Origin of the sequence: Xanthomonas sp. BRIP62418 (genome assembly GCF_003993495.1) — a bacterium.
GTDB lineage: Bacteria > Pseudomonadota > Gammaproteobacteria > Xanthomonadales > Xanthomonadaceae > Xanthomonas > Xanthomonas euroxanthea.
The window spans coordinates 164,649-183,970 of the sequence record NZ_QEZG01000045.1 but is presented as its reverse complement, the minus strand read 5'-3'; the positions used below and the strand labels follow the sequence as shown (position 1 = coordinate 183,970).

The window sequence follows — 19,322 nt, the reverse complement described above, 5'->3', positions numbered from 1 at the left end:
CGGTGGTGTATCAGGCTTCACTGGCGACCCATCCCTTCACGACTTGTGCGACACGTTTTGAATCGGCTTTGACTGCTTCGCGTGCGAGGCGCATGCGTTCTTCGTAGGCGTCCGGCAGCGCGATCGGGGTCTTGCGGTCCTGACCGAGCTGGGCGGTGTCCTCTTCCAGGCGCGGCATCAGGTCGTCATCGTCGACCATCCGCACGTCGGCGCTCTGCGGAGTGCCATCGTTGCCGCCCTTGGCCTGCTTTTCCTTGATCGCGGTCACGCCGGTGAGCTGGCGCAGGGTGGGGCGCACCACGCCGAACAGCAGCGCCAGCACCACCACCGCACCGACCAGCAGGCGCAGACCGTTCTGCACGCGCGGGTCTTCCCACCACTTCGGACCTTCCTCGCCAGCGACCGCTTCGCGCACGAACGGGGCGTTCATCACCGACACCGTATCGCCACGGGCCGCGTCGAAGCCCACCGCCTGCTTGACCAGGCCCTCGATGCGGGTGAGCTCGGCGGCCGTCAGCGGCTGCTCGACCATCTTGCCCTTGGCACCGGGGCGCGGGACGTTGTCCAGCAGCACCGCCACCGACACCCGCTTGATGCGGCCGGCCGGCTGGCGGGTGTGTTGCAAGGTCCGGTCCAATTCGTAATTGCGGGTGGCGCTCTTGGAACTTTCGGTCGGCGCGGCCGCTGCGGCGGCCTGGCCATTGGCAGCGGCCGGGGTGCCCGGTGCGCCGGCAGTGGCGTTTGCGGCCGGCGCCGGCGGCTGGCCGGGGCTGTTGCTGGTGGCGCCCGGCGGGCCCTGCGGGCCGGTGGCGCTGGTGCTGGTGTCGCTGACCTGCTCGCTGCGCAGCTTGGCCGGCTCGCCGTTGTAGAGTTCGCGAGCTTCCTCGACCACCGAGAAGTCCATGTCCACGCTGACTTCCGGGTTGACCCGGCCCGGGCCGGTCATCGGCTCGAGCAGCTCGCGGATACGCTGGTTGTAGGAGCTTTCCTGGCGACGCACCTGTTCGAACTGGGCGGCGTGCTGGGCGGCGTCGCTGTTGGGATCGGCGATGGAGAGCATGCGGCCGCTCTGGTCGACCACGGTGACGCGCTCGGGGGTCATGTCCGGGATGCTGGAGGCGACCAGGTTGACGATGGCGTCGACCTGGTTGCGTTCCAGGCCCTGGCCACCGCGCAGCTCCAGCACCACCGAGGCGCTGGCCACGTCACGCTGGCGGGTGAAGGCGCTGGGCTTGGGAATGGCCAGGTGCACGCGGGCTTCGCGCACCGGGCGCAGGGTGCCGATGGTGCGCGACAACTCGGTCTCCAGGGCGTGCTGGTAGCGGGCGTTTTCGACAAACTGGCTGACGCCGAAGCCCGGGTCCTTTTCCATCAGCTCGAAGCCGCCGCCGGTTTCCTTGCCGGTCAGGCCGGAGCCGGCCAGCTTCAGGCGGGCGTCGTACAGACGGTCCTGCGGCACCGAGATGGCGCCGGTTTCCTGGTCGATCTTGAACGGGATCTGCGCGGTGCGCAGCAGGTCGGCCGCCTCGGCATTGCCCTTGTCGTCCAGGCCGGTGTACAGCGACTGGTAACCGGGTTTCTGCGACCAGAAGAACACCGCCAGACCGGCCGCCACCGCCACGGCGATCATCGCCATCATGGTCAGCTTGCGGGTGATCTGCAGGCTGCGGACACGGTCGAACCATTGCCCCGCCTTTTCGGCGTTCTGGTTCATGTTTTCTTTGGTGATCGCGAGTGCCATGTGTCGTCAACCCTTACAGCGGCATGTTCATGACGTCCTGATAAGCCTGGACGAGACGGTTGCGGACTTCCACGGTGGCGCGGAAGGCCACCTGGGACTGCTGGGAGGCGACCATGACCCGTGCCAGATCGGCACTGGGGTCGCCCATTTCGAAGGCCTTGGCCAAGGCGCCGGACTTCTGCTGTGCCTCGTTCACGCCGCCGATGGCGCCGCGCAAGGTCTCGCTGAAGCTCGGCGCCTGGGTGGCCGGCGTTCCCTGCGTGCCGGCCAGCCCCTGGATCTGGTTGCCGCGCGCCGCATCGCCCACCGCACCCATCGGGCCTTGGCCCATCTGCGTCTGGTAGCTGCGGATCTGCGAGAGGATGGAGGTAACGGAGTCGCTCATGGGTGCGGTCAGCCAGGGAGGCATCCACACCAATGCAAGCGGCGTGCCGAAACTGCGCCGGGATTCCGGCGCGGGACGTTCCTGGGGCGCCGGTCACGAGCACGTCGCAGCGATTCCGGCCCCCATCCGCCCTTCGGGCACCTTCCCCCGCACGCGGGGGAAGGGAGCCGATGGTGGTCAGCTGCAGTGCGCCGACAGATCACGCGCAGCCAAGGTTTTCCCTTCCCCCGTCACGCGCAGCCAATGCTTTCCCTTCTCCCGCGGGCGGGAGAAGGTGGCGCGCAGCGCCGGATGAGGGCGGCACTGTCAATTGCCACGCCGCTGCATGCATGGCAACGCGCGGACTGGCGTGTGGTCGCACGCCCCCATCCGCCCTTTGGGCACCTTCCCCCGCACGCGGGGGAAGGGAGCCGGCAGGCGACCAGTTGTAGTGCAACCGACAGCTCACACGCAGCCAGGCATCCGTTCTACCGCAAGCGGGAGAACGCTGAAGCGGCGTGCCAGGCTAGTCGGGCAACCAGGCCGCCCGCCAGGTATCCAGGTTGCTGCCGCGCAACATCCAGTCGCGGCGCACCACGTCACGCAATGCCGCGCCTTCTGCCGCCGAAGCGGCCGGGTCGGCCAAATGCTCACGGATCGCGCCGATCCAGTCGCGGTAGCGGTTCTTCACCAGGGTCACCGGCAGGCCGCCCTGGTAGCAGCGCACGTCGCTGGCGATCACCGGGTAGCCGCAGGCGCCGTACTCCAGCAGGCGCAGATTGCTCTTGCACTCGTTGAACAGGTTTTGTTCCACCGGTGCCAGCGCCAGGTCCAGATCCAGCGCCGCCAGTGCGGCCGGGTAGTGGTCGATCGGCACGCCGGGCTGGAACTGATGGATGTGCTGGCGCAGTGCGAACGGATACATCCCCATGAACACCCATTCGACCTCGTCGGCCAGCTCGCGCACCACATCGGCGATCAGTTCCAGGTCGCCGGTGTGGCTGGCGCCGCCGGCCCAGCCGATGCGCGGCTTGCCGCCCTGGCGTTCCTTACGGTCGGACCGCGCGGGCAGGTGTTCCCACCAATGCGGCGGCAGGCGGTTCTCGGCCACGCGGATGTCGCTGTGCAACCCGGCGAATGCCTCGGCCAGCGCCTGGGTGGACACCACGAAGCGGTCCACCATGCCCAGCCCACGCCGCACTGTCTTGAGGATGTCCTTGGGCATGTGCTCGCGATGCGCGTTCTTCAGGGGCAGGTTGGGCAGATAGTCGTCCAGCTCATAGACCTTGAATGCGCGCGACAGCGCCTGCATCCGCCGCATCGCTTCCAGTCGCGGCTCGCCGACCTGGCGTTGCAGGATCACCACGTCGGGATCCTGACGCGCCAGCTCGCTGATCTCCAGATAGCCGTTGAACAGCACGCCTTCGACCATGCCGGCCTCGCGCAGGGCGCGCAGCGGCTGGATCACCCGGTAGTGGCCGCAGCCTTCGACATCGGCGGGCAGCGCGATCATCGTCGGCAGCGGTCGCCACGACTGCAATGGCCGCCAACTGGCGCGCGGGTCGGCCAGCTGGAAGCCGGCGCCGGGATCCAGCGAGAAGCCCGGGTTGTAGGCCGGGTCGTTGGCCATCACCGGTAGCCAGCGCGCATACATCGCTTCTTCGTCGAGTGCGGTGGAGGGCGTTGTGTCGGGAGGATCGATCAGCAGCTGCGCGCGCGCGGCGTAGACATTGAGATAGCCGGCCTGCTGCAGGCGCAGGCACAGATCGACATCGCTCCATTGCGCCAGCGCCGGCTCCTGCGCAAAGCCGCCGGCGTCCAGGAACAGCTGGCGCGGCAGCATCAGGCATTCGCCACTGAGCGCGCTGTAGTTCTGATCCAGCTGCAGGCGTTGCAGATAGCCGGAGTCGTCGAACGCGGCACCTTCGAACGCGCGTGCTGCCGGTGCGCTCAGGCCCAGCAGCAAGCCGGCGTGATGCACGGTGCCGTCACCGCGCAGCAGCTTGCCGGCCACCGCGCCGACCTCCGGGCGCAGCGCGTGGTTGAGCAGCTGCGCCAGCCAATCGGCCTTGATCGCCGCGGCGCCCGCTGCCAGCCACAACAGCAGCTCCCCACGCGCCTGCCCGGCCGCCGCATTGCAGGCCGCCTCGCGCGAGGGCGCACCGTCGAAGCGCAGCACGCGGATCTGCTGCAGGCCAAGGTTGTCGATGCCCGCCAGCCAGTCGCGCAGCGCCGGCTCGGCGCTGTCGCCGCGATCCAGCAACAGCAGCTCGTAATGCGGGTAGCCGGTGTTGGCGAGCACGCTTTCCAGGCAGCGTTGCAGCTGCGCCAGGCGGCCATCCACCAGCACCAGAATGCTGACCAGCGGCTGCTGTGCATGGCGGTAATCCACCGCGTGCCGGCCGGGGCCGTTGCTGTCCACCACCGCGTCCACGTATCCGCGCGCGGCAAGATGGCGGCTGATGGCGCGCTGCTGGTCTTCGTCGCCATGCCGCGTGCTGGCCGATGCCACCAGCAAGGGTTCGGCGATGTGCTGGACGCAGGCCAGGCCGTAGCGTTCGACTAGCCCCAGCTGGTAATCCAGTTCGAAGGCGTCGCCCGTTCCAGCCGGAAAACCGCCATCGGCAACCAGCGTGGGGTGCCGGAACAGCCAGTGCCGCGACATCGTCGACGGCGCACTCAGCAACATGTCCAGATATAGCGCCGGCCGCATCGCCAGCCCCAGCTGGCCGTCGTCCAACGCGACCACTTCATCGGCGTAGATGGCCTGACACGTGTCCGGCAGCGCAAGCATCTCCAGCGCCACGACTAGCAGGCCGCTGGCGGTGAACAGGCTGCCGGCCTCGACCAGCAGTACCCAGTCGATGGACTGTTGTGCGGCGATGGTCCGGTTGAGCGTGGACACCAGCCCGTCCGGGCCGACCAGCACACCGCGCTCGCCGTGCTCGGCGGCCTGCTGCGGGGAGCTGCTGAGCACCCAGGTCTGCTGATTCGGATAACACGCCACCGCTGCCAGGCTGGCCTGGGTTGCGGCCACCGCTGCCGCGTCGCCAGTGTCGTCGATCAGCATTACTGCGATCCGCGGGCCGCCCGCATGCGCCTGCAAGCGCGCATCGATCAAGCCGCGCTGGACCATGCTCGGATGCCGCACACCCAACCAGGTGGACGGCGACACGCGCTCGGCCAACCCCGCGCTCTGCATCAACGCATTGACCAGATCCACCGACTTGAACACGCGTGCCTTGTGCGGGCTGAGTGGGGCGACGCGCACTTGGCGGTTGTCGCCGCTCTCGCGCCGCCAGCCCAACTGGCGGATGCCCTGGCGCAGATCTTCGTGGCCCTGGTCGCCGACCCCGACCTGATCGCGGCCGGCCTGACTGAACTGCACGCTGGACACGCGAAAATGCGTGAGCGGGCTGGACAGCAAGGCCAGGTTGCCGTGACGCAGCAGCTTGACGTAGATCGCCAGGTCGCCGACCCAGTGGATGGCCTTGCCGTTCAACATCATCAGCTCATTGCCCAGCGCCACCAGGTCGGCGCGCCGTGCAAGCACGCAACTCGGCTCGCCGATGAAGTTGATGGCATGGTCGGCCAGGAACGACACCAGCTCCGGCCCGTCGATCAGCACGTCCTCGCCGAACGAAAAGTTGGTGGCCAGGATGTCGGGCAACGGGGCGCCGTCATCGTCGATCCGCAGCCGGCGCGAGGACGCCAGCGCGGTGCCGGGGTTGCGTTCCATCGCCGACACCAACTGCGCAATGCAGTCCGGCTGCAGCACATCGTCGTCATGCAGGAACTTGACGTATTCGCCTTGCGCCAGGCCGATGCCCTTGATGGTGCTGCCGAGTTCGCCCAGTCGCGCCGGATTGCGGTGGTAGCGGATCGGGAAGGGAGCGCTCGCCAGGCGCGGCGCCAGCACAGCCTCAATCGCGCCATCGCCATTGTCGTCGCAGATCACCAGTTCCAACGCCGTGTAGGTCTGCGCCAGCACGCTGTCCAGCGCCTGCGCGACATAGCGCGGCTTGTAGGCGGGCATGACGATGCTGACCAGGGCGTTGGGCGTCATCGGCGATCGATTGGCTTGAACAGTCACAGGTGGATCCAAGGCGCGGAACGGGGGAGGGCGGGGCGCCCCATCGTGCGCCAGTAGATAGCGCACCTGGGTGGGGTTCAACCTGGCCGGTCATGCAATAAGCGTGCCGTCGGTGGTGCGGTGGCAACCTGACCGGCAGCGGCACGCAGTCGCCCTTAGGGCTGAGGACGATCTCGCGGTTGTGCTGAGTCTTTGCGATACACCACCTCGATCCAATCGGTACGCAGGCTCTTTGGGTTCTTCGACAGTTTGGCGATGTCCCACAACGAAAAGCCGGCCGCCTGCATCAGGTTGACCACCTCGACGAAGCTGTTGGTCTTGCCGTAGAAATCGTAAAGGCCGATTTCGATCACTGCGCAGTCGGTGTGCTGCAGGATCGCAGTTGCACCCTCCAGCACCTGTCGCTCGAACCCCTGCACATCGATCTTGAGAATATGTACCTGGGCGATCCCCAGCAAGACGCAGGCATCGTCGAGGGTGGTCTTGCTGACCACAATTTCCTCGTTCGTCGCCTGCCGCGCATAGCCGAGCGAGTCGGTGGACTCCGCGTTGATCGGCAGCAACCCGCCCAGGTGCGAGATGCTCTGCCGGTAATAATGACCGACTTCTTCCTTCTCGCCCAATGCAACACACCTGGTGGTCGTGCCGAACTGTGCAGCCACTTTTTCCAGCTCGGCAAAATTCTGCGGATCTGGCTCGAACGAATACATCTGGCAATCCGGATAAATCGACTTGAAGTGCTGGATCGACTCGCCGCGATGCGCACCCACGTCCAGCACCACCGGCGCGTCGGTCTTCAGTAACTGGTCGAAGAAGCGACGTGGCGAATACGCCTGGGCATGCGCCTGGTTTCTGAGATCGGATGTGCCGCAGATGGGCGAATGCATGCCGGGCTGCGTGTCGGACGTCTCATCCTGGCTCATGGCGCGTTCTGCTCGCCGAGCTGCATCATGCGCAGTGCCGCTTCCACCCGCACTACATCAGCCGGCGTATCCACCGCGATCGACTGGTTGCTCATCTGCACCATGCGCACTTCGAAGCCCAGTTCGAGAAAGCGCAGGATCTCGATATCCTCGATTTCTTCCAGGGGCGTCTTGCAAGACACCGATGCAAACGCCTGCAATGCCTGCCTGGGAAACGCATAGGCGCAGACCTGCCGCCAGGCGTGCCGGAACTCGCCTTGCTTGGTGACCGGGATTGCCGCGCGCGACATGTACAGCAAACGCCCATCCGGGCGAACGACCACTTTGGGCACGCTCGGATTACGGAACTCGTCGATGTTGGCGACCGGGCAGTAACCGTTGATCACATCACTCGGCGCTGCTGTCGCAGCGTCTATCAGCAGGCGTAGGTCTTGTGGATTGAATAGCGGATCGTCACCCTGCACATTGATGTAGGTGTCCACGTCGAGCTGTTGTGCAACTTCGGCAACGCGATCGGTGCCGGTCAGGCAGGCACTGGAGGTCAGCAAGGTGCGGATGCCGGCCTGCTCGCAGGTACGTTGAATCACATCGCAGTCGGTGGCGACCAGAATCTGCTCGGCCGGCGCCGCCTTGGCGCATTGCTGATAGGTGCGCACGATCATGGGCACACCGCCTAGCTCGATCAACGGTTTTCCGGGCAGGCGCGAAGAGTCGCGTCGCGCGGGGATGATGATGGCGTAAGTCATAGAAGCCTCCTGGCAACCGATGGCGTTGAGTGGCGAGGGCGGCTCAGCCAACTCTGCCTTGCCAAAAATCGGTGGAGTTGAGCTCCAGCCGGCTGACTGCCTCGGCAGCCTCAAGTACCGCATCGGTGTCAGTGAACAGCCGGTTCCACAAGTCCGTCGAGAAACCGTAGCTGTTGTCGCGCGCTACATTGAACAACGACACGAGCTTCAATGACGTCCAGCTCATCTGTGGCTCCAATGCCAGCAGACGGGACTTTGCAAAACGGTAGCTGTCGACCAGGGTCTCTGCCGGAAATCCGAGCTGGCGTGCGTAGCTCTTCCACAACGACGATTCGAAGGCGTATTGGCTCAGCTGTTGAAAATGCCGATCGGGTGCAAGTTCGTTCATTGGAGAAAACTCGTCGTCCGCATAATTCGCCGGTCGCGGATCCTCTGGCATCGACTACAAAGCCAGCATGTCCTGCGTCCTGCCAAGCATGGCTTTCTCGGTGAAAAGGAACGGGATGTTTCGAAACCCCGCTCCCAAAGAAATTGCGATTTTTCCTTGATTGCGTTTGCCTCTGAAATGGACATTGATGGCGTCGTGCGTTGAGCCGGTCAGCACGTTGTCGCTACGGCAACGCACCGCAAACGCGATGCCTTGCTCGGCCAGATGCTCCACGCCCAGACGTGCGGAACGCAGCACCGCATTGCGGTAGTGCAGGCCCAGGTTGTCCGGCTGAGGCACCAGAATCAGCTTATCCAGCCAGGGCCTGCAGCGGTCCAGTAGCGCACTTGGTTGGTGGTCCCAGGTCACCATGCACTGGTACGCCCAAGGGAAACGCAGACGATTCCAGGCCAGCACCAGGGGCGTAAAGTCGAACGCTAGCCCCTGCACGAAGATGCCGGTATCCGGCTTGGTCAGTTGTCGCGACAGTTGCAGCTCGGGCAACAGGCGCGAGAAATCCTGCAATTCCTGCAACAGTGCAACGCTGCCCTGGCCGTATTCGACGGCACGTACCGTGCGGAAACGGCCATGTGCCTTTGCAATCTGGTTCATCACCTCTGCGGCGTGATTGGAGAAGATGACGATCAGCACATCATCGACCGATTCCTCCTCCAGTGCCGAAGGTGGTCTGACCGGCAGGCCATGGACAGTTGTGCCCTGATTCTCCGGCCGCGGGCAGATGGTGTACTGCAAGTTCAACTGCTGGGCGATGGCTGGATAGAAATCACGGAAAAACTGTCCTGCCCCCCAGCCGATCAACTTGGTGCTGCGCAGATTCAGTCCTGGATATTTGATCGTGGCTCGCTCGATCGAGCCGACTGCTAACGCCATGACAGGGCTTCCTTATGTACTTTGCTGGTCTTATCAGTGTCATTGAATTCGGAGATGCTGTTGTTCTTCGTCGAGCAGCATCGCGCCGATTGCGATTGCGATCATCCAGCGCCATGTCACGATCGAGTCGGCGACATGGCGCTGGGCGCCTGACGGATGCGGCGTAGGCGGTCATCGTCGGACAAAGCGGGCCGCGCACATCGCGACGATTTTTTAAGCCCCCCGCGTTGCGGGCGTCAGTCATCGCTCCATCTCTCAAGTCGTGAGTTTCCCCGGGCTTACTCCGCCCAGGGCGGCGGTGCGGCACCGGCCACGGGCGATGCATACAAAACGAGGTCGTAGTAGTGGCCGGGAGAGTGCTGGCGTAGACGGAAGTGATAGCCATCGACCAGTTTGTCCAGTTGCTCCACGATATCCAGCAGATCCTGGGCGTAGTGGTATACACAGATGGCCATGCGGGGGCGCTGGGTACGGATGAGGTGAGATGCGCCTTCCAGTGCCCTGGCCTCGAACCCTTCGATGTCCAACTTCAGTAGGGTGAGCTTTTCCAGCTCGTCGTCCAGGCGTGTCGTAGCCACGGAGATTCCGCCATTTGGCGATACATGGCTGGAAACGGTGCCGGTCTGCTCGAAGCGCAGCGTCGTCTGTTCGTTGGAGATGGCTTTCTTTATGGCCCTGAAGTTATGCGGGGGAAGGGGGAGGGTGCTGGCGATGCCCTCCAATTTCTGGAAGTTGATGCTATCGGGTTCAAAGGCGGTGATGCTTTCATAATGATGGCGGGATGCTTCCAGAAACTTGTGCACGATGGGGCCCTGGAAGGCACCGCCATCGCAGAAATGTTCACGCCGACCCAGCTGGAATGTGCTGCTATCGGCGTATGTTGAAAAGTACTCGTTGATCGGCGTCGCCCAGCAATCCAACAGGAGGCTGGAGTTGTAGGTCAGGCGGAACAACAGGTTGCTGTAGAGCGTAAAGACGCTGAGATCGTCGTCCAGTCGATCGGCAAGACGCAGGAATTCGTCCAGGCGCGCAAGCGTCCGCTGACGGTATACCCGGGCAGGCTCGTATACGGCGGGCAGCCCACAGTGCGCAACGGCCAGGCAGGCATCCACCCTTTCAATGCCTGCTTGTTCGCAGAGCTTGCGGGCAAGACCCGATTCTCCAGGGCTGTAGGAAAAATCGATGGCCAATGCCTGGGGATGCTGAGCCGCTTGTTCAATGAACTGGCGCGAGCTCCAACGCGGCACGCCATGAACGGTGTCGCTGTCGCTTGGCTGGTCATCGACGGCGGCAATGACATGGCTGGAGCGCTGGACGATCTTTGGGCCATAAATCTCGCCAATGCCCGAGCGCGGATGGAGCAGAAAGAGGGGGCGTTGCTCGAAGCGTGGGATCAGCGGATCCAGGCAAGGCGCAATGCTCAGTTGCTCGATGCCCGCGCTGGTACAGAGGTCATTTGCAAACGCCCGACCGCGCGGGCTGCAAGAGAAATCGATAGCGATCGCATCGGCGTACTGCCCTGCCTTGGCAAGGAACTCCTGACTACTCCAGCGCGGTGCGCCGTGAATGCGGTCCAGGTGGATGCTTTGGTCATCAATCGCGGCAACCACATGGCGCAGGTCGGCAACGACGCTGGGGCCATGCACCACGCCAGCATAGGACTCGGGAGCGACGAGGAATGCAGGGCGGCCGGCAATCGCGGGCAGGCGCGCGATGACATCTTCGAGTACGGGGCGCTCCTGCTCCGCAATTCGGAGAATCTGTTGGCGAAGCTGCTCATTTCTTGAGCTCATGAACGTCATCTCTCGTAGGTGTGAATAGGGGCGTCGTAGCGGGCGTCGAAATAGGTCTTGGCAGGTACGTCCTCGCAGTAGACGCGCGGCCAGCCAAGTTCGCAGCTTCGTCCCACCTTGACGCCACCGCGCACGATGGCGCCAGTCCGCAGGATGCTATTGCCGCCGATCTCGACGCCCGCGCCGACGTGCACACCGTTCTCTATCCAGCATGACGATTTGACGCGGCATGCCGGTCCGAGGTGCGCGCCGGCATGGATGACGGTGTTGTAGTCGATCCTGCACCCGTGCCCGACGACGGCATGGGCACCCACGAATGCGTTGAGTCCGATGACCGTGTCAGCGCCGATGGCTGCGCTGGGGTGGATGAAGGGCTCCAGCTTGAAGCCACGTTCCATTGCTGCCTGCATCAATTCCATGCGCTTGAAGTTGCCGAAGCGTTCGTCGAAAGCCACAAACATGGCCCCTTCGGTCGGATTCAGCCCATCCAGCACGCCAAGATCGAACTCGTGTCCCGCGTCTTGTGGCACGTCGACCCTGATGACCGTCTCGTCCTGCCGCGTCTGCTTCCAGGCATGAAAGGCCAGGTCGAGGTAGTCGCTGCTGCCGATGATCCACCTAGATTTCATGTTCGGTCTCCATCAGCGTCGTGTACCAGCGTTCGACCAGGCGATTCATGGATTCATAGGCTCCCTGGGTAGGTAGCGGAGCGTCTGTGTGCAAGGCCGCCTGCACCCGCTCCATGATGTCCACGTCTTCGCCTACCACCACCTTGCTGCCGTGCATCTGTGCCAGTAGCACTTGGCTGGAGGAACCGTAAGGCTGTTTCCTGCGTGCGCTAAACCAGTAGATTTCCAGGTCGGTCTGGTCCGGCGCGACGGGAATGTGGTGTTCCAGGGTGAAGGAATAGCCGCCGTTAGCACTGGCGATATGCAGGTTTGGGAAGGCAAGCCAATTGAAGTAGGCGTCCTGCTTGCCCCAGCGTTCCACTTTCTCGTGCCAGCCGAAATGCTGAAGGTTGGGGATGGCGGCTTCCGGGCCGCCGAAACTGAAGCGGCGCATCTCACGCCTCAAGGCAGCGGGCGAGCTGTCTTGCAACGCTTCCATGGACTCCCTGGCTTGTTCCTCGTTTACCTCGGGAGTGAAGCTGACGCTCTTGGCCAGTGTCTTGGGGTGGACGAAGCGCGGGTGATTGGCATCGCGAAGATTTTCGTAAGCGAGTTTCCAGTTGTACCGGCCACGCCACGTGGTCACCATGACCTCGGTGTCATAGGCATTGGAACTGCTTTCCAGCAAGGCGATGAAGTCTGCCGAAAACTGTTCCTCGATCGGCATCGGGTCGGGATCGAGGTTGACGAACAGCAGGTTGCCCACCTCGCGCAGGGCGAACTCCCGCAATTTCAGGCCGCGTCTTTCTTCCTCGTCGAAGCCATACACAGCCGCGCACTCGGGGATGTTCTCAACCCGACCGTCTGCGTCGTACTTCCATGCATGGTAGGGACAGACCAACGGGCGCTTTCCCACCGCAGTGGTCTGCAGCAGCGCGCTGCGGTGCAGGCAGACGTTCTCGAACGCGCGCAGGCGGCCCTGGAAGTTCTGGATCAGCACCGGAATGCCAGCGAGCCTGCGGGTGATGAAGCAGTTGTTGTCGGGCAGCAGCGTCTTCAGCCCGGCAAACAGCCAGGCCTTGCGAAAGATCTTGCGCTGTTCGCGGGCGAAGATGTCCGTCGACAGGTAGTAGCTGGGGTGCATTCGCGATCGCATCGGCGCGGCTTCCTCAGGAATCCTTGTGGTAGATGACCCGGGCCGGGTTGCCGAACACGCTGGCGCCGGCCGGCACGTCCTTGACCACGACCGCGCCGGCACCGACCACGGCGCCGACGCCAATGTGGATGCCGGGCAGGATGGTGGCGTGCGGGTGCACGATGGCGCGCTCACCGATCCGCGCGCCGCCGCCGATGAAGGTCATCGCACCGATCTGCGCGTAGTCACCGACATGGACGTCGTGCCCAAGCATGGTATTGGCATGCACATTGGCGAAGTCGCCCAGCCACACGTCGGGGCTGAGCTGTACGCGATGGCACAGGAAGCAGCCCTGGCCGATGCGCACGCGCGGGCTCAGGAATGCACCGGTGAGGACCGGAATGAATTGCGCGCCTTGCGCCAGCAGCGGCTGCGCATAGCGCTGGCGCGCATGCGGATCGCCGATCGCGCAGACGAAGCGCTCTTCGTCCCGCGGCTGGTACGCGAGCGGGCTGCCGACGATGGCCAGATCGCAGCCGTGACCGTCCAGCATCTGCGGGCGCGTGTCGAGGAAGCCCACCGGACGCCACTGCGTTCCGCACGCCGGATCGCCCTGCATCTGCGCCAAGACCTCGCGACCCCATCCGCCGGCACCGATGATCAAGACCGGATGGGTCATAGGATCGAGCCGCCGTCCATGACCAGACTGGTCCCGGTGACCCAGCGGCTGGCGTCGGCCAGCAGGTAGATCGCGGCGTTGGCGACGTCCTGCGGCTCGCCCAGGCCCAGCGGATGCCGCGCCTTCTGCGCCTCGAGTTGGGCGGCGCCCCACATCGGCGTGACCACGGCCGAGGGGGAAATGCCGTTGACCCGGATCCTGCGCTTTGCCTGTTCGAGCGCCAGGCACTTGATGATGCCGATCAGGCCGGCCTTCATCGCCGAATACGGCCCCACGCCGCGCGTGCCAAGGTGCGCGGCAGTGGACAGCATGAACACGATCGAGCCCTGCGGGGCGATGGCGTTTGCCTGCAGCAGGCGCTGCGTCAGCATTACCGGAGCGAGGAAATTGACCGTGTACATCTCGGTCATCGCCGCCTCGGTCAGCTGCCGGATCGGGCAATGCTTCTGCATGCCCGCGCAGTGCACCACGCCATGCACCGTCGCGCCTGCCGAGACAACCAGCGCCTCGCGGTCGGCGGCGCTGGTCAGGTCGCCGAGCACGCCGACATGGCCCGTGCCCTGCAACTGCGCCTGGGTCTGCGCGAGGCGGTCCGTGTCGCGGCCGGCCAGGATGATGCGGGCGCCTCGCTGTGCGCAGGCAATGGCGATCTGCCGGCCGAGCCCCGACGACGCTCCCGTCACCAGGACCGTCTTGCCCTCGAGCGAGAACGCAGTGCGTGCCGGTGTAGTCATGCGTAGATATCCATCGGCACCGTGAGGCCGCCGTCCACCACGAAATAGGTACGCGTGATCCAGCGGCTCGCATCGGCCAGCAGGAACGTGGCGGCGTAAGCGACATCCTCCGGCTCGCCCATACCCAGCGGTGTCAGTTCGAACAGCCCTTCCATGTTGCCGCCGCTGCCCTGCAGGCCGTCCAGCAGCGGTGTGCGCACGTAGCCCGGGGCGATACAGTTGGCACGGATTCCGTTCTTGGCAACTTCCTGCGCCAGCGATCTCACCATGCCGAGCAGGGCACTCTTGCTGGCCGCGTACGCGCTGCTCGCCATTGGCCCGATGTGCGAAGCGACCGAAGCGACGAACACCAGCGAGCCGTTTGCGGCGATGCGCTTCTTTGCCAGCAGGCCGCGTGTCAGCAGCATCGGTGCGAAGGTGTTGCTGGAGAAGATGGTGTCCAGATGCGCCCGGTTGACCAGGCGCAGCGGCACCAGCCGGGAGATCCCGGCCGCATGTGCCATCCCGTCCAACACGCCGACCTCGGCGACCAGACGGTCGATGTCCTCCTGCCGGTCCAGGTCTGCCGCGATTGCCATGTGCCCGTCGCCTGGCAACGCCTCCAGGGTCGACGTCAACCGCACATGGTCACGTCCGTTGATCACCAGCTGGGCACCCAGCTCGGCGCAGGAAATCGCGATCTGGCGGCCGATACCCGAGGAAGCGCCGGTGACGAGGATGCGTTTGCCGGCAAGCGCGAAGGGGTCGGGAGCAATGCTCACGATTCGATGAGATCTGGAAAAGCGGCCCCTTCGATGTCGAGCAGGCAGGTGCCCCACGACAGCCCGATGCCGAAGCCGCATAGCAGCACGCGCTTGCGCCCTGATTCCAGGTCCTTGTTGATGCGTGCGGTCATGGTCACCGGCAGCGAGGCGCCGCTGGTATTACCGAAATCGCGCAGCGTCGAGGGCACCTTCTCCACCGGCAGGCCGAGCTTCTTGCGGATGGTCTCATTGATCATGCGGTTGGCCTGGTGGAACACGAAATAGTCGATCTCCTCCTTGGACACGCCCGCATACTCAAGCAGCTTCTGCACTGCCGGCGGGATGCGCTGGGTGGAGAAGCTCAGCACCGCCACGCCATCCAGGATCAGGTCCACGCCACGCTTCCAGGCACCATCCGCCTCGTCGCGGTACGGCACCAAGTGCTGGATGCCGACCGGTTCGCGGTGGCCGCCCACCGGCAGGATGATCGCCCTGTAGCCGCTCCCATCGCTGTTGAGGTCGAAATGCATCGGCGGCGCGTCGGCGCTGAATTCCAGCGCGGTGGCGGTGCCGGAATCGGAGAAGATCGGATCTTCCAGCGTGGCGCTGCGGTCACCGACCAGCAGCAGCCCTTTTTTGACGCCGCCGGCGGCGATCATCGAGCCGAGCAGGTTGATGCCGAACGGGTAGGCCGAGCAGCCCAGGTTGACGTCGAAGGCAACCGTGGCGTGCGACAGCCCCAGCCGGTCCTGCAGGATGATCGCGGTGGCCGGGATCGGATAATCCGGCGACTGGGTCACCACGATCAACGCATCGATCTCTTCGCGCTTCCACTGCAGCTTTTCCAGCAGCACCTGCGTCGCATCGAAGGCCATGTCGGAAAAGCACTGCCACTCCGACGCCATGCGGCGCGTCTCGATGCCGATGTTGCGCACCAGCCGCTCGCGCTCGGAGCGGATCTGCGGCCGGCAATCGGTGAGATTGGACACGACCCGCTTCGGCACGCAGGTCGCCATGCCGGCGAAGCGGACGTTGTGCAGCGTGGAGGTCGGCATGCTGCTTACGCCTCGGTCAGTTTGTAGAGATCGCCGACGGTGACGGCGGCGGTCAGGTCCTCGCCGGTGATGGTCTTGCCGTACTCCATGTCGAACATCACGATCACGCCCAGTGCGGCCAGCGAATCCCATTCCGGGAGTTCGAGCAGCACGGTGTCGGCGGTGACCTCGACCGGCTCCTGGAAGTCGGTGGCGGCGATGAAGTTCTCGATAAACGTTGCCTGGGTCATGCGATCTCGCCTGGTTGCCTGTTGAAGATGCGGGAGTCTGAAAAAAGCGTGGAGCGGGTTGCCGTCATGTCGCCTGTTGCCTGGCGATCAGATCGGCAATGGTATCGACCTGGTCGCGGGTCAGGCCAGGAAAGATCGGCAGGCACAGTACCTGTGCGGCCACCGAGCGCGCGACCGGCAGCCGTGCCGGCGCCGAGGAGGGCAGGGCGCGATACATCGGAAAATCGCTGATCAACGGATAGAAATAGCGCCGTACCAGGATGCCGTGCTCGCGCATCAACTGATACAGCGCATCGCGCGACAAAGGGTAGTCGTCCTGCACCAGAATCGGAAAGTACGCGTAGTTGGCACTGGCATGATCTGGCCGCGCCACGCAGCGCACGCCGCGGATATCGCTCAGGCGCTGCCGATACTGCGCGTCGATGGCGCTGCGCTGGGCGATGGCATGGTCGATGTGCTTGAGCTGCAGCAGGCCGAAGGCCGCGCTGATCTCATTCATCTTGCCGTTGATGCCGGGTGCCACCACCGTGGTCTCATCGACGAAGCCGAAATTCTTCAGATGCCCGATGCGCTGGTAGGTGCGTTCGTCGGGGCAGACGATGGCGCCACCTTCGAAGGTATTGAATACCTTGGTGGCGTGGAAGCTCAACGCGCTCAGGTCGCCGTGACGCAGGATCGAGCCCCCCTCGTCGCGCACCCCGAACGCATGCGCCGCGTCGTAGATCACCTTGAGGTTGTAGATGTCGGCGATGCGGGTGATGGCGGTGGTGTCGCAGGCAGTGCCGTAGCAGTGCACCGGCATGATGGCGGTGGTCTGGGGGGTGATGGCCGCCTCGATCTTGGACGGATCCATGTTGAGCGTCACCGGGTCGATATCCACGAACACCGGCGTGATGCCTTTCCACAACAGCGAATGCGCAGTGGCCACGAACGAGTAGGGCGTGGTGATCACCTCCCCGGTGATGCGCAGCGCCTGCAGGGCGGTGATCAACGCGGTGGTACCGTTGGTCAGCAGGGCCAGGTGCGGCACGCCCAGGTACTCGCACAACGCGCGTTCGAAGGCGCGATGCATGTCACCCCCATTGCTGACAATGCGGCTGTCCCAGATCTGCTCCAGGTAGGGCAGAAATTCTTCCAGCGGCGGCAGCAGCGGGCTGGTGACGGGGATGGGCATCAATGCCTCGGCAGGTGCTGGTGAATGTCGGGATTGCGCCGCAGCCGACGGCTGCGGACGGGGTGATCCTGCTGAAGCAAGTGCCGTGCCAGCAGGCGGGGCCAGGCAAGCGCCCCGCTCAGTTCGCCAGCTCGGTCTGCTCGCGATCGATGCCGTACTTGCGCAGCTTTTCCACCAGCGTGGTGCGGCGCAGGCCGAGCAGCTGCGCCGCATGCGCAACCACGCCCTGGGTGCGTTCCAGCGCCTCGTTGATCAGCGCCAGCTCGATGTTGGCCATGTGGCCCCGCAGGTCGATGCCATCGTCAGGCAGGCTGGAACTGGTCGCCGGCTCGGCATCGGCGGTCGCAGGCTGCAGGGTCACGACATTGCCCGGCAGCGCGACGGCTTCGACGGGGGCGGCAACCAGTGCCGGCTCCGGCACGGGCTCGACCGCAAGGGCCGAGGCAAAATCACCGCGGTAGCGTGCCGGCAAGTCCTGCACGCGTACCAAACCGCCTGGATGCAGCACCGCCAGGCGCTCGACCAGATTGGTCAGCTCGCGTACGTTGCCCGGCCAGTCGTAGCTGCGCAGCGCCTGCAGGGCCTCGTCGGCAAAGCGCACTTCGCCGCGTCCGGTGCGTGCCAGTTGCCCGGCGATGGTCTGCACCAGCATGGCCAGGTCGTCGACGCGTTCCCGCAGCGCCGGCATCTCGATCGGGAACACGTTGAGGCGATAGAACAGGTCCTCGCGGAACTGGCCGTCGCTGATGCGGGTTTCCAGGTTGCGGTGGGTCGCGGCGATCACGCGTACGTTGCAACGGATGGTCTGGCCCCCGCCGACGCGCTCGAAGCTGCGTTCCTGCAGCACGCGCAGCAGCTTGACCTGCATCGGCAGGCTCATGTCGCCGATCTCGTCCAGCAGCAGGGTGCCGCCCTCGGCCATTTCGAAGCGGCCCTTGCGGGTGCTCAGCGCGCCGGTGAAGGCGCCTTTTTCGTGGCCGAACAGCTCGCTTTCCAGCAGGTCCGGCGGGATCGCACCGCAGTTGATCGCCACGAACGGTCCGTCGCGCCGTGGCGAATGCTGGTGGATGGCGCGTGCCACGACCTCCTTGCCGGTCCCCGATTCGCCCAGCACCAGCACCGTGGTGTCGAAGGCGGCCACCTGGTCGATCAGGCGGCGCAGGCGGGTCACCGCCTCGCTGTTGCCGGTCGGGCCGGTGTCCTGCTGCACGCCGGCCTGGTGCTCGGCATCCAGGCGCTTGAGGCTGGCACGGCGCAGCAAGGCTTCCAGCTGTGTATGCCGCAGCGGCGTGTCCAGCGTCCAGACATTGGCTTCGTGCAGGCCGTGGGCCTGCGCAAACGCGCTCGGGCTGCCTTCCATCAGCAACACCGGTGGCGGCAGCTTGGCATCGGCCAGCCAGTCGAAGAACTTGTCGGCCTGTGCGGCATCCTGCGCCGAGCCCACCATCACCGCCATCCACTCGTCATGGCGATGGCGGCCAGGATTGATGTCGGCGCCGTCGGTGACCCAGCGTGGATTGAAGTCCATGAACTCGAGCAACGAGACGGTGCGCTCGGCGCGCACGGCATCGCTGTCGATCAACAGAATGCGGGACTCACTCATTCCTGGCTCCTTACCGTCAGGCCCTCCAGGATTGGCATGACTTCCTGGATATAGGACAGCTTGCTAACAAAATTGTCAGCACCCGCGCGAAGAGCGTGTTCACGATGCTCTGCATCGTCGAAGTGGCTCGCGATGACAATATACGGCGGATCGTCCTGCGTCTTGATCAGACGCGTTGCCTGCAGCCCGCCCATCTCCGGCATGGCCAGGTCCATCAGCACGACATTGGGGCGCAGCGACTCAGAGCGCTCGATCGCTTCCAGTCCATTGGCGGCACTGCCCACGATATCGAGCCACTCCACTTTGCGAAAATGACGCATCGCAGCGTTGATGAAGCCCTCGTGGTCGTCGACCAGCAGCACGGTGAGTTTGCTCATAGTAAT

18 protein-coding genes are annotated in these 19,322 nt (G+C 64.6%); all 18 read right to left on the bottom strand.

What is annotated here, in order from left to right:
• Positions 1-10: 10 nt before the first annotated feature.
• Positions 11-1,741, bottom strand: a complete 1,731-nt coding sequence (gene fliF / locus EO174_RS16755; protein ID WP_126946021.1) for a flagellar basal-body MS-ring/collar protein FliF — start codon at positions 1,739-1,741, stop codon at positions 11-13.
• A 13-nt stretch (positions 1,742-1,754) separates the two neighbouring features.
• Positions 1,755-2,126: a flagellar hook-basal body complex protein FliE gene (gene fliE / locus EO174_RS16750; RefSeq protein WP_006449786.1), complete on the bottom strand. Its 372-nt coding sequence runs from the start codon at positions 2,124-2,126 to the stop codon at positions 1,755-1,757.
• Positions 2,127-2,631: 505 nt separating this feature from the next.
• Complete coding sequence (locus EO174_RS16745; protein WP_126946090.1) at positions 2,632-6,141, bottom strand: glycosyltransferase; 3,510 nt, start codon at positions 6,139-6,141, stop codon at positions 2,632-2,634.
• Between the two features lie 212 nt (positions 6,142-6,353).
• On the bottom strand, positions 6,354-7,121 hold the full coding sequence (locus tag EO174_RS16740; protein WP_126946018.1) for an FkbM family methyltransferase: 768 nt from the start codon (positions 7,119-7,121) through the stop codon (positions 6,354-6,356).
• On the bottom strand, positions 7,118-7,867 hold the full coding sequence (locus EO174_RS16735; protein WP_126946015.1) for a 3-deoxy-manno-octulosonate cytidylyltransferase: 750 nt from the start codon (positions 7,865-7,867) through the stop codon (positions 7,118-7,120). The genes EO174_RS16740 and EO174_RS16735 overlap by 4 nt, the downstream gene beginning before the upstream one ends.
• A 43-nt stretch (positions 7,868-7,910) precedes the next feature.
• Positions 7,911-8,255, bottom strand: coding sequence for a hypothetical protein (locus EO174_RS23260; protein WP_241240034.1), 345 nt, complete (start codon positions 8,253-8,255; stop codon positions 7,911-7,913).
• A 54-nt stretch (positions 8,256-8,309) separates the two neighbouring features.
• Positions 8,310-9,185 carry a hypothetical protein gene (locus tag EO174_RS16730; RefSeq protein WP_241240033.1) on the bottom strand — a complete coding sequence of 292 codons (876 nt, stop codon included), beginning with the start codon at positions 9,183-9,185 and terminating at the stop codon, positions 8,310-8,312.
• A gap of 278 nt (positions 9,186-9,463) precedes the next feature.
• Positions 9,464-10,987 (bottom strand): FkbM family methyltransferase, encoded by a 1,524-nt coding sequence (locus EO174_RS16725; RefSeq protein ID WP_126946012.1) that lies wholly within the window; start codon positions 10,985-10,987, stop codon positions 9,464-9,466.
• Complete coding sequence (locus EO174_RS16720; protein WP_104582696.1) at positions 10,984-11,607, bottom strand: UDP-3-O-(3-hydroxymyristoyl)glucosamine N-acyltransferase; 624 nt, start codon at positions 11,605-11,607, stop codon at positions 10,984-10,986. Before EO174_RS16720 ends, EO174_RS16725 begins: the two co-directional genes overlap by 4 nt.
• Complete coding sequence (locus EO174_RS16715; protein ID WP_126946009.1) at positions 11,597-12,742, bottom strand: aromatic ring-hydroxylating dioxygenase subunit alpha; 1,146 nt, start codon at positions 12,740-12,742, stop codon at positions 11,597-11,599. The genes EO174_RS16720 and EO174_RS16715 overlap by 11 nt, the downstream gene beginning before the upstream one ends.
• Positions 12,743-12,755: 13 nt before the next feature.
• A complete protein-coding gene (locus EO174_RS16710; RefSeq protein WP_126946006.1) occupies positions 12,756-13,400 on the bottom strand; it encodes a NeuD/PglB/VioB family sugar acetyltransferase in 645 nt (214 codons plus the stop codon).
• Positions 13,397-14,134, bottom strand: coding sequence for an SDR family oxidoreductase (locus EO174_RS16705; RefSeq protein ID WP_104582693.1), 738 nt, complete (start codon positions 14,132-14,134; stop codon positions 13,397-13,399). The genes EO174_RS16710 and EO174_RS16705 overlap by 4 nt, the downstream gene beginning before the upstream one ends.
• On the bottom strand, positions 14,131-14,895 hold the full coding sequence (locus tag EO174_RS16700) for an SDR family oxidoreductase (RefSeq protein WP_126946087.1): 765 nt from the start codon (positions 14,893-14,895) through the stop codon (positions 14,131-14,133). The genes EO174_RS16705 and EO174_RS16700 overlap by 4 nt, the downstream gene beginning before the upstream one ends.
• Positions 14,892-15,932: a ketoacyl-ACP synthase III gene (locus EO174_RS16695; RefSeq protein ID WP_119132006.1), complete on the bottom strand. Its 1,041-nt coding sequence runs from the start codon at positions 15,930-15,932 to the stop codon at positions 14,892-14,894. The genes EO174_RS16700 and EO174_RS16695 overlap by 4 nt, the downstream gene beginning before the upstream one ends.
• A gap of 5 nt (positions 15,933-15,937) precedes the next feature.
• Positions 15,938-16,162: an acyl carrier protein gene (locus EO174_RS16690; RefSeq protein WP_104582690.1), complete on the bottom strand. Its 225-nt coding sequence runs from the start codon at positions 16,160-16,162 to the stop codon at positions 15,938-15,940.
• A 64-nt stretch (positions 16,163-16,226) separates the two neighbouring features.
• Positions 16,227-17,336 (bottom strand): DegT/DnrJ/EryC1/StrS family aminotransferase, encoded by a 1,110-nt coding sequence (locus tag EO174_RS16685; RefSeq protein ID WP_104582689.1) that lies wholly within the window; start codon positions 17,334-17,336, stop codon positions 16,227-16,229.
• Between the two features lie 118 nt (positions 17,337-17,454).
• The gene (locus EO174_RS16680; RefSeq protein WP_104648704.1) at positions 17,455-18,939 is read right to left on the bottom strand and encodes a sigma-54 dependent transcriptional regulator; all 1,485 of its coding nucleotides are present in this window, start codon (positions 18,937-18,939) and stop codon (positions 17,455-17,457) included.
• A complete protein-coding gene (locus EO174_RS16675; protein ID WP_104582687.1) occupies positions 18,936-19,316 on the bottom strand; it encodes a response regulator transcription factor in 381 nt (126 codons plus the stop codon). Before EO174_RS16675 ends, EO174_RS16680 begins: the two co-directional genes overlap by 4 nt.
• Positions 19,317-19,322 lie beyond the last annotated feature (6 nt).

Bases quoted from the DNA above. Each gene is read 5' to 3' on its own strand.
- fliF (WP_126946021.1), bottom strand. From the start codon at position 1,741: ATGGCACTCGCGATCACCAAAGAAAACATGAACCAGAACGCCGAAAAG.
- fliE (WP_006449786.1), bottom strand. From the start codon at position 2,126: ATGAGCGACTCCGTTACCTCCATCCTCTCGCAGATCCGCAGCTACCAG.
- EO174_RS16745 (WP_126946090.1), bottom strand. From the start codon at position 6,141: ATGCCCGCCTACAAGCCGCGCTATGTCGCGCAGGCGCTGGACAGCGTG.
- EO174_RS16740 (WP_126946018.1), bottom strand. From the start codon at position 7,121: ATGAGCCAGGATGAGACGTCCGACACGCAGCCCGGCATGCATTCGCCC.
- EO174_RS16735 (WP_126946015.1), bottom strand. From the start codon at position 7,867: ATGACTTACGCCATCATCATCCCCGCGCGACGCGACTCTTCGCGCCTG.
- EO174_RS23260 (WP_241240034.1), bottom strand. From the start codon at position 8,255: ATGAACGAACTTGCACCCGATCGGCATTTTCAACAGCTGAGCCAATAC.
- EO174_RS16730 (WP_241240033.1), bottom strand. From the start codon at position 9,185: ATGGCGTTAGCAGTCGGCTCGATCGAGCGAGCCACGATCAAATATCCA.
- EO174_RS16725 (WP_126946012.1), bottom strand. From the start codon at position 10,987: ATGACGTTCATGAGCTCAAGAAATGAGCAGCTTCGCCAACAGATTCTC.
- EO174_RS16720 (WP_104582696.1), bottom strand. From the start codon at position 11,607: ATGAAATCTAGGTGGATCATCGGCAGCAGCGACTACCTCGACCTGGCC.
- EO174_RS16715 (WP_126946009.1), bottom strand. From the start codon at position 12,742: ATGCGATCGCGAATGCACCCCAGCTACTACCTGTCGACGGACATCTTC.
- EO174_RS16710 (WP_126946006.1), bottom strand. From the start codon at position 13,400: ATGACCCATCCGGTCTTGATCATCGGTGCCGGCGGATGGGGTCGCGAG.
- EO174_RS16705 (WP_104582693.1), bottom strand. From the start codon at position 14,134: ATGACTACACCGGCACGCACTGCGTTCTCGCTCGAGGGCAAGACGGTC.
- EO174_RS16695 (WP_119132006.1), bottom strand. From the start codon at position 15,932: ATGCCGACCTCCACGCTGCACAACGTCCGCTTCGCCGGCATGGCGACC.
- EO174_RS16690 (WP_104582690.1), bottom strand. From the start codon at position 16,162: ATGACCCAGGCAACGTTTATCGAGAACTTCATCGCCGCCACCGACTTC.
- EO174_RS16685 (WP_104582689.1), bottom strand. From the start codon at position 17,336: ATGCCCATCCCCGTCACCAGCCCGCTGCTGCCGCCGCTGGAAGAATTT.
- EO174_RS16680 (WP_104648704.1), bottom strand. From the start codon at position 18,939: ATGAGTGAGTCCCGCATTCTGTTGATCGACAGCGATGCCGTGCGCGCC.
- EO174_RS16675 (WP_104582687.1), bottom strand. From the start codon at position 19,316: ATGAGCAAACTCACCGTGCTGCTGGTCGACGACCACGAGGGCTTCATC.